The organism is Clostridiaceae bacterium, from assembly GCA_012840395.1.
GTDB lineage: Bacteria > Bacillota > Clostridia > Acetivibrionales > DULL01 > DULL01.
Genome location: DULL01000008.1, coordinates 12,823 through 28,003, shown reverse-complemented (window position 1 = coordinate 28,003; position 15,181 = coordinate 12,823). Strand labels below are relative to the sequence as shown.

Sequence of the window (15,181 nt, the reverse complement as noted above, 5' to 3'; positions counted from 1 at the left end):
CCCGTTCCCATCCCGAACACGGAAGTTAAGCTTCTCAGTGCCGATGATACTAGGCTGGAGACGGCCTGGGAAAGTAGGTCTCTGCCAGATTTATATCAAGACTCTATGCTTGTTGCATAGAGTCTTGCTGTATTTTACAGAATTGGTATAATAGAAAAAAATTTATCAACTGGACTATAAGCTATTGCATATAAGTTATTTCCAAAACAGTTATGTTAAGTATAAGAACCTTAATGGCAACAGAAATGGCAACAGAGCGTGATTGACGCGTATCCCATAAAGAATGTCATGTCTTATTCCTAATATGACATGGTATACCAGATAAAGGAATATGAACTTAGATGAAAAAAGTACTTGCTTATATTAAACCCTATTTATTTGTAATGTATATTCAGTTCTTAATTAAATTTACAGGTACCGTTATGGACTTGTTGCTTCCCTGGCTTCTTTCATATATCATTGATGATGTTGTACCTTTAAAGGATATTACCCTTGTATATTATTATGGCGCACTCATGGTTATATGCGCTGTCATTGCGGTTATATTAAATATTGTGGCAAACCGCATGGCTACTAAAACAGCACGTAATGTCTCGCAAAAGCTTCGGCATGATTTGTTCGCCAAAGTATTATATTTATCAAGCCGCCAGACCGACGAGTTTACTATGCCCTCCCTAATCTCAAGGCTTACTTCGGACACGTATAACTTACATCAAATGATTGACCGTATGCAAAGACTCGGAATACGTGCCCCTATTCTTTTAATTGGAGGTATAATAGTTACTTTGACACTGGAGCCTGTTCTGACTTTGGTTCTTGTCTCTATAATACCTTTACTTGCCCTTATTGTTGTTTATGTTTCGCGGAATGGAATTAAGCTATATAACGAAACCCAGGCATCATTGGATAAGATGGTCCGCAAGGTACAGGAAAACATGACGGGAATTAGAGTGATTAAAGCACTTTCAAAAACCGAATATGAAAAAAGAAAATTTGATAATATTAACACCGAAGTAACTGAGAAAGATCAGAAAGCTAGTGTTTTAATGGCTCTTACCAATCCGGTAATGAACCTTCTTCTCAACATAGGACTTACACTTGTTATCGTAGTTGGAGCTTACCGCGTGAATGAGGGAATATCGCAGCCAGGCAAAATAATTGCTTTTCTAAGCTATTTTACGATTATTCTTAACGCCTTAATGATGGTTACCCGCTTATTCGTTATGTATTCGAAGGGCGTTGCCAGCGCCGAACGTATCGAGAAGGTACTTAATGCACCACAGGAAATGGAAATTTCAACGGGTGAAAATATATCCATTCAAAAAAGTCTTGATAGTCCTTATCATATAGAATTCAAAAATGTCAGCTTTTCCTACAACAAAGTGAAGAACAATCTGACAGATGTTAGTTTTGCACTAAGAAGGGGAGAAACTCTTGGAATTATAGGTGAAACAGGGAGCGGAAAATCCACAGTGCTCAACCTGTTATTGCGCTTTTATGATGTTGACTCAGGCCAGATATTAATTGATGGAATAGATATCAGGTCAATTCCTGTAGGCATCCTGCGGACCAAGTTTGGTGTTGTTTTTCAAAATGATTTTCTTTATGCCGATACAATCCGTGAAAACATTGACTTCGGACGTTCCTTGAGTGATGAGCAAATTAAAGCAGCAGCCGGCTTCGCACAAGCAGGATTTATACAAGAGAAAGAAGACGGATTCGAATATAAGCTGACTGTAAAGGGTACGAACTTAAGCGGAGGGCAGAAACAGCGTTTGCTGATTGCGCGTGCCCTGGCTGCGGATCCTGAAATCCTCCTTCTTGATGACGCCTCGAGTGCGCTGGACTATATGACTGATGCAGCACTTCGTAAATCACTTCGCCATAATTTTAAGAATACGACTTCCATAATAATTACTCAACGCATCAGTTCCATTATGAATGCAGAAAAGATCATTATGCTTGAAGATGGTGCTGTTATAGGAAGTGGTACTCATGAAGAATTGCTGAAAACATGTGAAAGCTACCGGGAGATTTACCATACTCAAATGGGTGATATCTCCTAAAAGGGGTGTAAAATGTATTGAATACTGTAGTTCAAAATATGAAAAGTGGTTTTCATTATGATAATAAAGCTGCTAAACCAAAAAAGACTTATCTGATGCTAAGAATTTGGAAGTATCTTTATCATTATAAATGGCAGCTTCTAATGGCGCTTATACTGTCTGTTTCAAGTAATTTACTTGCTTTGCTGGGGCCAATCCTGTCAGGCTATGCAATAGATGCAATCCAGCCAGGTAAAGGGGCTGTTGAATTTCCGGTTGTATACCGCTATTGTGCGCTCATGCTGTTGTTTTATATTGTTTCTGCAATTATGAGTTATTTTCTTTCTATTACAATGATTAAGCTCAGCCGCAGTGTTGTTTACAAAATGCGCAAAGATATTTTTGAAAGGCTTGCATCATTACCTGTTAGCTTTTTTGACCGTCATCAAACCGGGGATATTATAAGCATAATCTCATATGATATTGATACCATCAATGCTTCGCTATCCAGTGACCTATTGCAGGTCTTCACAAGTGTAATCACGATTACCGGATCATTAATTGCGATGTTTTCCATTTCTCCAAAGCTAGTTCTGGTATTTGCTGTAACAGTGCCGGTTTCTGTCCTTATCACAAAATATATAACAAAAAAAGTCCGCCCACTCTACCGTGCCCGTTCTGTTAAGCTTGGGAAACTCAATGGATTCATTGAGGAAATGACAAGCGGAAAAAAGACGATAATGGCGTATTTCCGGGAAAAAGTAATTATCGGTCGTTTTGACGCTGAAAATACGGAGGCGATGGACGCGTATTTCAAAGCTGAATACTACGGCAGCATGACAGGACCATGTATGAATTTTATAAATAACCTTTCTTTAGCTCTGGTCAGCATTTTCGGTGCCATATTATATATGAGAGGCAGCCTTTCCCTAGGGAATATCTCCTCTTTTGTCCTGTACTCACGAAAATTTTCAGGTCCAATCAATGAGTTTGCTAACATTATCGGGGAATTGCAGTCTGCTTTCTCTGCAGCTGAACGTGTTTTCAGGCTGATGGACGAACTTCCCGAGAAGGAGGATGAGAAGGATGCTCACGTGCTGACCGACGTTTCCGGAAATGTAAGTATTGATAACGTTTCTTTTGGATATGATCCTGGAAAGACCATACTTCATAATCTCTGCCTTTATGCCCCCAAAGGTTCTGTTGTCGCAATTGTTGGTCCGACGGGCGCTGGTAAAACTACAATAATCAATTTACTTATGCGGTTTTATGATGCAGATACCGGTACAATTTCAATAGACGGCTATGATATCAAGCAAGTCACACGAAGCAGCCTGCGCCGTGCCTACACCATGGTTTTACAGGATACATGGCTTTTTCATGGCACAATTTTTGAGAACATTTCTTACGGGAAAGAAAATGTTACTCCGGAAGAAGTAGTTAATGCCGCCAAGGCAGCAAAAATACATAATTATATAATGTCATTGCCAGAGGGATACAATACGATATTAAGTGACAATGGCATAAATATTTCTAAGGGGCAGAAACAGCTTCTGACTATTGCCCGGGCTATGATGCTTGACTCAAAGATGCTTATTTTGGATGAAGCAACTTCTAACGTTGATACCCAGACTGAACGGCGCATTCAGGATGCAATGCTCAAGCTTATGAAACACCGTACATGTTTTGTTATTGCCCATCGTTTGTCAACCATTAAAAATGCAGATATAATCCTGGTGGTCAGGGATGGAAATGTTGTTGAGCAGGGGACGCATAATGAACTGTTAAGCCGCCGTGGATTCTACTATCAACTATATCATTCGCAGCATGAGGAAGGAGTTGTGTAGGCAGGAAGAACAGAATTGTTTAAAACATGGAAAAACCAAGTATTACCATTGTACAGATATACATAATTTTACAAATAATTGCTTGAAATTTAAATATAAAAAATTGAAAAAAACTCTTGTAATATAGCACATACTATAGTAAAATATAGCTTGCTGTGACATGGCATACGATGAAACTGGAGATTGCTGCTCTATGAAGCAGGGAACTTCAGTGGAGAATGTCCGATTCAAGAAACCGGGCGACAAGTCACTGTACATTTTGCAAAATGCACATGATTTGTGTGTATTATGATTGTTGAGTACAGCCCAGGTTAAGATAGCCAAAAGGCTATGAAAAGCATGCCTGGGTTTTAAAATTGCTAAACAGGAAACACCCGGCATAGTGTACAGAAATTCACTTGTTGTACGTAAAAATTAAGGAGGTTTTATGTATGGCAAATAAGCAGAATATTAGAATCAAGTTGAAGGCTTTTGATCACCAGATCCTTGACCAATCTGCTGAAAAGATAGTTGATACAGCAAAAAGGACTGGTGCTAAGGTGTCTGGACCAGTGCCACTGCCGACAGAAAAAGAAATTATAACTATACTGAGGGCTCCCCATAAATATAAGGATTCCCGTGAGCAGTTTGAAATGAGGACACATAAAAGGTTAATAGATATATTGCTGCCAACGCCTAAGACTGTTGATGCACTAATGAGGTTAGATTTGCCCGCAGGTGTGGATATTGAGATTAAACTTTAGTCCGAATGATTGTTTAAAATAAAGTAATTAAGATGTTGATAAAAAGTAAGAGGTAATGTTCATAATTGTATGAACCAATAACCATAGGAGGGAAAGAATTTGAACAAGTTTATTCTAGGTAAAAAGATTGGAATGACCCAGATATTTGATGAGAACGGTTTATCTATTCCAGTAACTGTAATAGAAGCAGGACCTTGTACAGTTGTACAGAAGAAAACAGTAGAAACTGATGGGTATACATCAGTAAGAGTAGGTTTCGGAGATGTACCGGAAAAGAGATTGAACAAACCAGAAAAAGGTATTTTCCTTAAAATAAAGACCGCTCCTAAAAAGTATTTAAGAGAATTTAGAGTGGATGACATATCTAAGTATGAAGTTGGACAAGAAATAAAAGTTAATGATATGTTCCAGGCAGGAGATAAAGTTGATGTAACCGGAATTTCCAAAGGAAAAGGATTCCAGGGTGTTATAAAAAGACATGGATACTCAAGAGGAAAAGAAACACACGGTTCCATGTACCATAGAAGGGTTGGTTCTTTAGGTGCAGGTACAAACCCCGCGAGAGTATTCAAGGGAAGAAATCTTCCTGGTCATATGGGCCGTGAGAAGGTTACAGTGCAGAATCTTGAAGTAGTAAGGGTAGATGGAGAAAGAAACGTATTGCTGGTTAAAGGAGCAGTTCCGGGTCCCAAAGGCGGATTAATCTCTATTAGAAGTTCGGTTAAAGCCGTGAAATAGAATGGAGGAAGGGAGGAGACAAAATGCCTAAACTTAATTTGTATAATATAAACGGTGAAGTAATTGGTGATATAGAACTTAGTGATAATGTTTTTGGCGTAGAAGTAAACGAAAATGCAATCCATCTTGCAGTTGTAAATCAGCTTGCAAATAAAAGACAGGGAACACATTCAACTAAGACTAAAAGTGAAGTCAGAGGTGGAGGCAGAAAGCCCTGGAGACAGAAAGGTACAGGAAGAGCAAGACATGGAAGCATTCGTTCTGCACAATGGATAAAAGGTGGAATAGTGCATGGACCAAAACCAAGAAGTTACAGATATGTGCTTCCCAAAAAGGTTAAGAGACTTGCTATGAAGTCAGCTTTGTCATCAAAGGTGGCAGAAAATGATATGCTGGTTCTTGATAGTATAAATTTTGATACTATAAAGACAAAGCAGGTTGTATCAGTTCTTAACAAATTAAATGTAAATTCTACTGCTTTGATAGTATTAGATTCGAAAAACGAAAATGTAGAAAAGTCTGCAAGAAATATTAGCGGAGTTAAAACAACATTAGTTAATACACTGAATGTTTATGATATTTTAAAGTATGATAAGTTTATAATAACTAAAGATGCCGTATCAAAAGTTGAGGAGGTGTATGCGTAATGAAAAGAGCCGAGGATATTATTATCAGGCCCCATATAACAGAGAAAAGCAACTCTGAGGCTGCTGATGGTAAATACACCTTTATAGTAGATGTAAAAGCTACAAAAACTGAAATTAAATCTGCTGTAGAAGAATTATTTAATGTTAAGGTTTTAAAGGTTAATACAGCAAATTATAAAGGAAAGGTTAAAAGACTTGGAGTTCATGTAGGATCAAGACCGGACTGGAAGAAAGCAGTTGTTACCATTGATACCGATCCTAAAGCTGAAACTTATCTCACCAAAGGTGGAAAAGAAGTTACAATAAATAAGAAATATAAAACAAGTATCGATGAATTTGGATTTACTCAGTAGAATGCTTTCTTATTAGTTTGATTGCAATAGGTTATAGACAAAGGAGTGAAGAAAATGGCTATAAAACATTATAATCCTACTACCCCATCAAGAAGATTCATGACAACTTTAAGCTTTGAGGAAATAACAAAAAAAGAGCCTGAAAAGTCATTATTGGAACCATTGAAAAAGCGCGGTGGTAGGAATTCATACGGTAGAATAACTGTTCGCCATAAGGGCGGTGGAGCAAAACAAAAATACAGAATTATAGATTTTAAGAGAGATAAAGACGGAATAGAGGCAAAAGTAGCTGCCATAGAATACGATCCAAATAGATCAGCAAACATTGCTTTGTTGCACTATGTAGATGGTGAAAAAAGGTATATTTTGGCTCCTGTAGACCTAAAAGTTGGAGATACTGTAGTATCAGGGAAAGACGCTGACATAAAACCAGGAAATGCATTACCTTTGGCTTATATTCCAGTTGGTACAAACGTTCACAATATTGAATTAAAACCTGGAAAAGGTGGGCAATTAGTTAGGTCTGCCGGAAGCTCTGCACAGTTGATGGCTAAAGAAGGCAAGTATGCACAGTTAAGACTGCCATCAGGCGAGGTAAGAATGATAAGTTTGGAATGTAAGGCTACAATCGGGCAGGTTGGAAATATTGAACATGAGAATGTTTCTATAGGTAAAGCAGGCAGAAAGAGATGGATGGGAATCAGACCAACAGTACGTGGTGTTGTTATGAATCCTGTTGATCACCCTCACGGTGGTGGAGAAGGAAAGTCTCCTATTGGAATGCCCAGTCCTGTTACTCCATGGGGTAAGCCTACTTTGGGTTATAAGACAAGAGATAAAAAGAAGAAATCTAATCGTTATATTATTAAGAGAAGGAAATAATAATGGCCTGAAAGGAGGACTATTTTGAATGAGCAGATCACTTAAAAAGGGACCTTATGTAAATGAAAAACTTCTTAAAAAGATTGAAGAAATGAATAAACAGAATCAAAAAAAAGTAATTAAGACATGGTCCAGAGCGTCCACTATTTTCCCTCAGATGGTTGGCCATACAATAGCAGTTCATGATGGTAGAAAGCATGTGCCTGTATATATAACTGAAGACATGGTAGGCCATAAACTGGGAGAATTTGCTCCGACAAGAACTTTTAGAGGCCATGGTCACCATACAGAAAGATCAACAGCATTAAAGTAAGAATAAATAATAAGACATCGGAATGTTAATGGTTGTTATAAAACAGTTTGAAGTACTTAGGTAATTGAGAGGAGGAATTCCGCTTGGAGAAGAAAGTAAGATCAAAAGAAGAGCTGCTTAAGGAAAAAGATAAGATTCTTGAGATATATAACTCTGCACATAGAAAAAGTAATAAACCTGCTCTTCTGACCAAAAAGGAAAGAAAAGCACTCGGAATCGGAAAAGATCAGGGGAAAGCAATACTTAATTATGCTCGCATAGCTCCAAGGAAGGTAAGTATTGTTTTAAAATTAATAATTGGTAAGAGCCTGGATGAAGCATATGCAATATTAAGATATACGCCGAAAGCTGCTTCAGAAATTTTATATAAGCTGCTCAAGTCAGCAGAGGCTAATGCTGTAAACAATAATGAGCTTGACAGGGATAAGCTTTATGTTGCAGAGGCTTATGCCAATCAAGGACCAACTTTAAAAAGAATTCGCCCTAGAGCTCAGGGTAGAGCATACAGGATAAGAAAAAGGACAAGTCACATTACCGTAATACTCAAGGAAAGAAATTAGGGAAAAGGAGGTTGGAGAATGGGCCAGAAGGTAAATCCTCATGGATTAAGGATAGGCATTATAAAAGATTGGGATACAAAATGGTATGCCAATGACAAGAATTTCAGTGAATTTTTAATAGAAGATGTTAAGATAAGGGATTATATAAAGAAAAAACTATACGTTTCTGGTATTGGAAGAATTGAAATCGAAAGAGCTGCAAATAAAGTGAAGGTTAATGTTCATACAGCCAAGCCAGGATTGGTAATTGGAAAAGGCGGTACAGGAATAGAAGAGCTCAGAAAAGAATTGGAAGCCTTAACAGGAAAAAGTGTATTAATTAATATAACTGAGATTAAAGTTCCAGACGCTAACGCCCAACTGGTGGCAGAGAATATTGCTTCTCAGCTCGAAAAGAGAATTTCTTTTAGAAGAGCAATGAAACAGGCAATGTCAAGAGCCATGAAAACAGGAGTAAAAGGTATAAAAACTGCAGTTTCAGGACGTCTTGGCGGAGCTGAAATAGCCCGTACTGAACATTATCATGAAGGTACCATCCCGTTGCAGACTTTGAGAGCTGATATAGATTATGGTTTTGCCGAAGCTGATACAACTTACGGCAAATTAGGAGTTAAAGTTTGGATTTATAAAGGTGAGGTACTCCCTGCTGTCAAGAAGGAAAAAAAGGCGGAAGGAGGAAGTAACTGATGTTAATGCCGAAAAGAGTTAAATACAGAAAAGTGCAAAGAGGTAGAATGAAAGGCGTTGCTTCAAGAGGAAATGTAGTATCGAACGGAGAATTTGGTCTTCAAGCCATCGAACCAGGTTGGATTACGAGTAATCAGATAGAAGCAGCCAGGGTAGCCCTTACAAGGTTTATAAAAAGAGGCGGGCAGGTTTGGGTTAAAATATTCCCAGATAAGCCAGTAACACGGAAACCAGCTGAAACTCGTATGGGCAGTGGAAAGGGATCTCCTGAATATTGGGTTGCAGTTGCGAAGCCAGGTAGAGTTTTGTTTGAAATTGCGGGTGTGCCTGAAGAAATGGCAAGAGAAGCTTTAAGACTTGCAAGCCACAAACTGCCGATAAAGACAAAATTTATTACCCGCAATACTGATATAGGTGGTGAAGCTAATGAAAGCCAGTGAGCTCAGAGAAAAAACACAAGCAGAGTTGCTAAAGGAATTTAATGATTTGAAATCAGAACTATTTAAGCTTAGATTTCAAATGGCTACGAATCAATTAGAAAACCCTATGAAGTTAAAAGAGGTTAAAAGATCAATAGCAAGAATTAAAACCATATTAAGAGAAAGAGAAATAAAGGAAGCTGGAAAATAATTCATTAAAGATATATATATGCATAGATGTTCGGAAGGAGGTAGTCTGAATTGGCTGAAAGAGCGCATAGAAAAACAAGGGTAGGCAAAGTAGTTAGCGATAAAATGGATAAGACCGTTGTAGTCGCTATTGAAACCAATGTAAAACATCCCTTATATAAGAAGATTATGAAAAGAACAATGAAATTAAAAGCTCATGATGAAAAAAACGAATGCCAGGTTGGAGATAAAGTTCAAGTTATGGAAACACGTCCTTTAAGTAGGGAAAAAAGATGGAGAGTTGTAAGGATTATCGAAAAAGCTAAGTAGTGGCAATCGGAAGGAGGTAATGATTATGATACAGATGCAGTCAATATTGAAATCAGCTGATAATACAGGAGCAAAAGAAATGATGTGCATCAAGGTTCTTGGCGGCTCAAAAAGAAGATATGCAAATATAGGTGATATTGTGGTCGCTAGTGTTAAAAAAGCAACGCCCGGTGGCGTAGTTAAAAAAGGTGAAGTTGTAAAGTGTGTTATTGTTCGGTCCAAGAAAGGCCTTAGAAGACCTGATGGTTCATATATAAGATTTGACGAGAATGCTGCAGTAATCATTAGAGATGATAATAATCCGAGAGGAACACGTATATTTGGTCCTGTTGCAAGGGAATTACGCGAAAAAGACTTTATGAAGATTCTATCCCTCGCACCGGAAGTGTTGTAAAGGAGGAGGCGATTAGAGTTGGCAAATAAGATACATGTAAAAAAAGGTGATACAGTAATTGTTTTATCTGGAGAAGATAAAGGTAAGAAAGGAAAAATATTGAAGGTTATACCATCTAGTGGTAAAGTGATTGTAGAAGGCGTCAATATGTCCAAGAAACATAGAAAACCCAGAAGCGTTAATCAGCAAGGCGGTATTATTGAACAGGAATCGCCCATCAGTAGTTCAAAGGTTATGTTAATATGCAGTAAGTGCAAGCAGCCAACAAAAGTTGGAAAACTGATCCTTGAAGATGGTCAAAAAGCAAGAGTATGCAAAAAGTGTAATGAAATAATAGATATGGTAAAAGAAGCAGCTAAGAAGTAATAGGATTCTTTCCGAAAGGAGGTAAAATACGTGGTAAGACTAAAAGAAAAATATAAGAATGAAGTGGCTCCGGCTATGAAGGAGAAGTTTAAATATAAAAGTGTAATGCAGATTCCCAAGCTGGAAAAGGTAGTTATTAACATGGGAGTAGGAGATGTTAAGGAAAACCCTAAGGCTTTAGATTCTGCAGTTAATGATTTGGCATTGATATCAGGACAGAAACCAATTATTACAAAGGCAAAAAAATCTGTTGCAGCTTTTAAGGTTAGACAGGGTATGAGTATCGGATGCAAAGTAACTCTAAGAGGGGACAGGATGTATGAATTTGTTGACAAGCTTTTTAACGTTGCTCTTCCAAGAGTAAGAGACTTCAGAGGTGTTTCCCCCAATTCATTTGACGGAAGAGGTAACTATTCACTAGGAATAAAGGAACAGCTTATATTCCCCGAAATAGATTATGATAAAGTAGAAAAGGTTAGAGGAATGGATATCACCTTTGTTACTACAGCTAAAACAGATGAAGAAGCAAAAGAGTTATTATTATTGCTCGGAATGCCAATGAGCCAGGGCTAAAAAGGAGGAAATGGTAAATGGCAAAAAAATCATTGAGAGTTAAACAGCAGAGACCCCCTAAATATAGTACAAGAGCTTACAATAGATGTCGTTTATGCGGCAGACCACATGCTTATATGAGAAAATTCGGTGTATGCCGTCTGTGTTTTAGAGTTTTAGCTTATAAGGGGCAGATACCCGGTGTAAAGAAAGCTAGTTGGTAATTTGAACATCGAAAGGAGGTTGCCTGTATGCAGGTTACAGATAGTATAGCTGATATGTTGACAAGAATTAGAAATGCATGTTCCTCAAAACATGAAACAGTTGATATACCGGCTTCTAATATAAAGAAATCTATTGCTCAGATTTTGTTAGACGAAGGATATATTAAGAGTTATGATGTTATAGATGATAACAAACAAGGAATAATTAGAATTAATTTAAAGTACACAGTTGGAAAGCAGAATGTAATTTCAGGACTTAAGAGAATAAGTAAGCCAGGTTTAAGAGTATATGCCGGAAAAGATAATATCCCAAAGGTTCTTGGAGGACTTGGCATTGCAATTATTTCTACATCAAAAGGCGTTATGACAGATAAAAAGGCAAGAGCTGAAGGGGTAGGCGGAGAAGTGCTGGCTTTCATATGGTAATTGGTAAGTAGTGTTTCTGAAAAGAGTTTTATACTCTCAATATAAGAACGGGAGGGACGTTAGATGTCAAGAATAGGTAAGATGCCTATTAATATACCGCAAGGTGTTACTGTGAATGTTGATAGAAATATTGTAACTGTAAAAGGGCAAAAAGGTACTTTAACAAAAGAATTTCATAAAGATATGATTATTAAGGTTGAAAATGGAGTAATTTATGTTAATAGACCTTCAGATAATAAATTGCACAGATCTCTTCATGGTTTAACAAGAACACTTATAAATAATATGGTTGAAGGTGTCACAAAGGGCTTTGAGAAGGTTCTGGAAATTAATGGTGTTGGTTATAGGGCACAAAAACAAGGAAATAAACTCGTTCTTACCCTGGGGTACTCCCATCCTGTAGAGATGGTGGAACCTGAAGGAATAACTGTTGAGGTTCCCGCACCTAACAAGATAATTGTTAAAGGTAGTGACAAACAGGCAGTTGGTCAGTTTGCAGCCCAAATCAGAGCTAAGAGAGAACCTGAAGTCTATAAGGGTAAAGGTATTAAGTACGATTACGAAGTTATCAGACGCAAGGAAGGCAAAGCTGGGGCTAAATCTGGCAAGTAAGAAAGGAGTTGAAAATAAATGATACAGAAATTAAATAAGAATGAAGTCAGGAAGAGAAAACATGTAAGAGTACGTAAAAAAGTATTTGGTACTCCTGAGAAACCAAGATTAAATGTTTTCAGAAGCCTAACAAACATATACGCACAGATCATAGATGATACAACCGGTACTACATTGGTTGCAGCTTCCAGTCTCGACAGTGTATTAAAGAGCAGAATTAAGTCGGGAGGAAATAAAGAAGCTGCCAGAGAAGTAGGAAAACTTGTTGGGCAAAGAGCAATTGATAAGGGAATTAAAAGTGTTGTATTTGATAGAGGCGGATATATCTATCACGGGCGTGTTAAAGAACTTGCAGAAGGTGCAAGAGAAGCAGGATTAGAATTCTAATAGGGGAGGGAGAAAAATTGCAACGTATAGATGCAAGTACGCTGGACTTAAAAGAAAAAGTGGTCAATATAGGCCGAGTTGCTAAAGTTGTTAAAGGCGGTAGAAATTTCCGTTTTAGTGCACTGGTTGTAGTCGGTGATGAAAATGGACATGTAGGATGTGGTATGGGTAAGGCAGCAGAAATTCCCGACGCTATTAGAAAGGGAATTGAAGACGCAAAGAAGAACCTTATTAAAGTACCTATCGTTGAAACAACTATTCCTCATGAAGTAATTGGAAAATTTGGTGCTGGCAAAGTTTTACTTAAACCGGCCGGCCAAGGTACTGGAGTAATTGCCGGTGGGCCTGTAAGAGCCGTTCTTGAGTTGGCAGGAATTCGTGATATAAGGACAAAGTCATTGGGGTCCAACAATCCAATAAACATGGTTCATGCAACCATTGAAGGGCTCTCACAATTAAAGACTGTTGAAGAAGTAGCAAGGCTCCGTGGCAAATCTGTTGAAGAAGTACTTGGTTAGGAGGGAATATTAAGTGGGCAAATTGAGAATAACTCTTGTAAAGAGTACTATCAGGGCCAAGAAAGATCAGATTGCAACTGTAGAAGCTCTTGGACTGAAAAAATTAGGTAGTTCTGTTGAGCAAAATGATACTCCTCAGATTCGGGGTATGGTAAATAAAGTATCTCATCTGGTAAAAGTTGAGGAAATCTAAGGGAGGTGCATCTAGTGAAGTTAAGTGATTTAGTTTCTGTACCAGGTTCAAAGAAATCTCCCAAAAGAAAGGGAAGAGGTATAGGAAGTGGAACCGGTAAGACTGCCGGTAGAGGACACAAGGGTCAGAATGCTCGTTCTGGCGGTGGTGTAAGGCCGGGTTTTGAAGGCGGTCAGATGCCTCTATATAGAAGAGTACCTAAAAGAGGTTTTAATAATAAAGTATTCGCTAAAGTATATGCTGAAGTAAAAGTTTCTGATTTAAATGTTTTTGAAGACGGCATGACAGTTAATGAAGAACTTCTCAGAGAAAAAAGACTTGTAAAAGGAAGATACGACGGTATAGCAGTTCTAGGTAATGGAGAAATAAACAAGAAGTTGACAGTACAAGCTTCAAGATTTACCAGAACGGCAGCAGAAAAAATTGAAGCTGCAGGAGGAAAGGTAGAGGTGGTTTAAAATGGGTGGAATGTTTGAAATCCTGAGAAACGCCTGGAAGATTAAAGATTTAAGAAAAAAACTGCTATTTACTATCGCAATGTTGTTGATATTCAGAGTAGGGTCACATATACCTGTGCCCTACCTTGATGCAAGAGAATTCTCAAGACTTGTTGAGAGTGCAGGATCAATTGGGGGATTTTTAGATATAGTAACAGGTGGAGCTCTAAAACTTGCTTCAATATTTGCAATGGGTATTTCACCTTATATCAACGCCTCAATAATTATGCAGCTCCTTACTGTCGCTATACCAAAACTTGAGCAGATGCAAAAAGAAGGAGAAGAAGGAAGGCAAAAAATACAGCAGTTTGTAAGATATGGCGCCGTTCTTCTGGGCTTTTTGCAGTCTACAGCTTTGTATCTTGGTATGAGAAGCGCAATTGCAGGCGGAACCAGTTTTATAAGCTATATTACTATAACACTTTCATTTACTGCAGGAACCGCATTCTTAATGTGGCTCGGTGAGCAAATAAATGAACACGGCATTGGTAATGGAATATCAATGATAATATTTGCCGGAATAGTATCAAGAGGACCTCAGGCAGCAATGACTATGTACAATATGTACATGGCTGGAGCTCTGGGAGGTACAGGGATAATAGGAATTATTTCCATTATATTGATACTGGCTGTATTTGTCCTGGTTATAGCAGCAGTAATCTGGGTTCAGGAAGCAGAGAGGAGAATTCCTATCCAGTATGCAAAAAGAGTTGTAGGAAGAAAGGTATATGGGGGACAGAGTACCCACTTGCCAATAAAGGTTAACTTGGCTGGAGTAATACCAATTATTTTTGCTATGTCAATCATGGCTTTTCCTTCAACAATAGCAGGCCTTGTGGCACCCAATTCAACCAATAAGTTCGTAGTATGGCTGAAGAATGCACAGGGCGGTACTGGATATGCAATTATATATGCTTTGTTGATAATATTTTTCACATTCTTTTACTCAATCATACAGTTTAATCCGGTAGAAATAGCTAATAATATGAAAAAGAATGGTGGATTTATTCCTGGACTTAGACCTGGAAAGCCAACATCAGACTATATTTCAAAGGTATTAAACAGAATCACATGGTTTGGAGGCATTTTCCTGGCAGCTATCACATTATTGCCTAATATTCTGGGACAGATCACCAAAACGCAAGGACTTTGGTTTGGTGGAACAGCAATGCTGATTCTCGTTGGAGTTGCTCTTGAAACTGTTAAACAAATTGAAGCACAGATGCTCATGAGGCATTACAAGGGATTCTTGGAGTAAA

General features: G+C 38.1%; 24 protein-coding genes and 1 rRNA gene. All 25 read left to right on the top strand.

The features are described 5' to 3' along the window. Positions 1-90: ribosomal RNA gene (rrf, locus tag GXX20_00755) — 5S ribosomal RNA — on the top strand; the annotation flags it as partial. Positions 91-341: 251 nt separating this feature from the next. Then, positions 342-2,066: an ABC transporter ATP-binding protein gene (locus GXX20_00750; protein HHW30196.1), complete on the top strand. Its 1,725-nt coding sequence runs from the start codon at positions 342-344 to the stop codon at positions 2,064-2,066. Positions 2,067-2,104: 38 nt separating this feature from the next. Further along, a complete protein-coding gene (locus tag GXX20_00745) occupies positions 2,105-3,892 on the top strand; it encodes an ABC transporter ATP-binding protein (protein ID HHW30195.1) in 1,788 nt (595 codons plus the stop codon). A 431-nt stretch (positions 3,893-4,323) separates the two neighbouring features. Continuing rightward, positions 4,324-4,635 carry a 30S ribosomal protein S10 gene (rpsJ, locus tag GXX20_00740; protein ID HHW30194.1) on the top strand — a complete coding sequence of 104 codons (312 nt, stop codon included), beginning with the start codon at positions 4,324-4,326 and terminating at the stop codon, positions 4,633-4,635. A 99-nt stretch (positions 4,636-4,734) separates the two neighbouring features. Further along, positions 4,735-5,373: a 50S ribosomal protein L3 gene (gene rplC / locus GXX20_00735; protein HHW30193.1), complete on the top strand. Its 639-nt coding sequence runs from the start codon at positions 4,735-4,737 to the stop codon at positions 5,371-5,373. 23 nt (positions 5,374-5,396) lie between these two features. Continuing rightward, positions 5,397-6,020: a 50S ribosomal protein L4 gene (gene rplD / locus GXX20_00730; GenBank protein HHW30192.1), complete on the top strand. Its 624-nt coding sequence runs from the start codon at positions 5,397-5,399 to the stop codon at positions 6,018-6,020. Beyond that, entirely contained in the window at positions 6,020-6,373 is a 354-nt protein-coding gene (gene rplW / locus GXX20_00725; GenBank protein ID HHW30191.1) for a 50S ribosomal protein L23, read from the top strand. Before rplD ends, rplW begins: the two co-directional genes overlap by 1 nt. A gap of 54 nt (positions 6,374-6,427) precedes the next feature. Beyond that, complete coding sequence (gene rplB / locus GXX20_00720) at positions 6,428-7,255, top strand: 50S ribosomal protein L2 (GenBank protein ID HHW30190.1); 828 nt, start codon at positions 6,428-6,430, stop codon at positions 7,253-7,255. Between the two features lie 28 nt (positions 7,256-7,283). Then, a complete protein-coding gene (rpsS, locus tag GXX20_00715) occupies positions 7,284-7,568 on the top strand; it encodes a 30S ribosomal protein S19 (GenBank protein HHW30189.1) in 285 nt (94 codons plus the stop codon). 83 nt (positions 7,569-7,651) lie between these two features. Beyond that, positions 7,652-8,128 carry a 50S ribosomal protein L22 gene (rplV, locus tag GXX20_00710; GenBank protein HHW30188.1) on the top strand — a complete coding sequence of 159 codons (477 nt, stop codon included), beginning with the start codon at positions 7,652-7,654 and terminating at the stop codon, positions 8,126-8,128. 18 nt (positions 8,129-8,146) lie between these two features. Further along, the gene (gene rpsC, locus GXX20_00705) at positions 8,147-8,815 is read left to right on the top strand and encodes a 30S ribosomal protein S3 (GenBank protein HHW30187.1); all 669 of its coding nucleotides are present in this window, start codon (positions 8,147-8,149) and stop codon (positions 8,813-8,815) included. After that, a complete protein-coding gene (gene rplP / locus GXX20_00700) occupies positions 8,815-9,255 on the top strand; it encodes a 50S ribosomal protein L16 (protein ID HHW30186.1) in 441 nt (146 codons plus the stop codon). Before rpsC ends, rplP begins: the two co-directional genes overlap by 1 nt. Further along, a complete protein-coding gene (gene rpmC / locus GXX20_00695; GenBank protein HHW30185.1) occupies positions 9,242-9,445 on the top strand; it encodes a 50S ribosomal protein L29 in 204 nt (67 codons plus the stop codon). Before rplP ends, rpmC begins: the two co-directional genes overlap by 14 nt. 50 nt (positions 9,446-9,495) lie before the next feature. Further along, the gene (gene rpsQ / locus GXX20_00690) at positions 9,496-9,753 is read left to right on the top strand and encodes a 30S ribosomal protein S17 (GenBank protein ID HHW30184.1); all 258 of its coding nucleotides are present in this window, start codon (positions 9,496-9,498) and stop codon (positions 9,751-9,753) included. Between the two features lie 25 nt (positions 9,754-9,778). After that, positions 9,779-10,147, top strand: a complete 369-nt coding sequence (gene rplN / locus GXX20_00685; GenBank protein HHW30183.1) for a 50S ribosomal protein L14 — start codon at positions 9,779-9,781, stop codon at positions 10,145-10,147. Positions 10,148-10,177: 30 nt separating this feature from the next. Then, a complete protein-coding gene (locus tag GXX20_00680) occupies positions 10,178-10,513 on the top strand; it encodes a 50S ribosomal protein L24 (GenBank protein HHW30182.1) in 336 nt (111 codons plus the stop codon). Between the two features lie 30 nt (positions 10,514-10,543). Further along, a complete protein-coding gene (gene rplE, locus GXX20_00675) occupies positions 10,544-11,086 on the top strand; it encodes a 50S ribosomal protein L5 (GenBank protein ID HHW30181.1) in 543 nt (180 codons plus the stop codon). Between the two features lie 17 nt (positions 11,087-11,103). Beyond that, entirely contained in the window at positions 11,104-11,289 is a 186-nt protein-coding gene (locus GXX20_00670; protein ID HHW30180.1) for a type Z 30S ribosomal protein S14, read from the top strand. Positions 11,290-11,316: 27 nt separating this feature from the next. Beyond that, on the top strand, positions 11,317-11,715 hold the full coding sequence (gene rpsH / locus GXX20_00665; protein ID HHW30179.1) for a 30S ribosomal protein S8: 399 nt from the start codon (positions 11,317-11,319) through the stop codon (positions 11,713-11,715). A 63-nt stretch (positions 11,716-11,778) separates the two neighbouring features. Next, entirely contained in the window at positions 11,779-12,327 is a 549-nt protein-coding gene (gene rplF / locus GXX20_00660) for a 50S ribosomal protein L6 (GenBank protein HHW30178.1), read from the top strand. 18 nt (positions 12,328-12,345) lie between these two features. Further along, the gene (gene rplR / locus GXX20_00655) at positions 12,346-12,714 is read left to right on the top strand and encodes a 50S ribosomal protein L18 (GenBank protein ID HHW30177.1); all 369 of its coding nucleotides are present in this window, start codon (positions 12,346-12,348) and stop codon (positions 12,712-12,714) included. 17 nt (positions 12,715-12,731) lie between these two features. Next, positions 12,732-13,232 (top strand): 30S ribosomal protein S5, encoded by a 501-nt coding sequence (rpsE, locus tag GXX20_00650; GenBank protein ID HHW30176.1) that lies wholly within the window; start codon positions 12,732-12,734, stop codon positions 13,230-13,232. Positions 13,233-13,245: 13 nt separating this feature from the next. Continuing rightward, the gene (gene rpmD, locus GXX20_00645; GenBank protein HHW30175.1) at positions 13,246-13,425 is read left to right on the top strand and encodes a 50S ribosomal protein L30; all 180 of its coding nucleotides are present in this window, start codon (positions 13,246-13,248) and stop codon (positions 13,423-13,425) included. A 14-nt stretch (positions 13,426-13,439) separates the two neighbouring features. Then, positions 13,440-13,883 carry a 50S ribosomal protein L15 gene (gene rplO, locus GXX20_00640; GenBank protein HHW30174.1) on the top strand — a complete coding sequence of 148 codons (444 nt, stop codon included), beginning with the start codon at positions 13,440-13,442 and terminating at the stop codon, positions 13,881-13,883. A gap of 1 nt (position 13,884) precedes the next feature. Next, positions 13,885-15,180, top strand: a complete 1,296-nt coding sequence (secY, locus tag GXX20_00635; GenBank protein ID HHW30173.1) for a preprotein translocase subunit SecY — start codon at positions 13,885-13,887, stop codon at positions 15,178-15,180. Position 15,181: the final 1 nt, after the last annotated feature.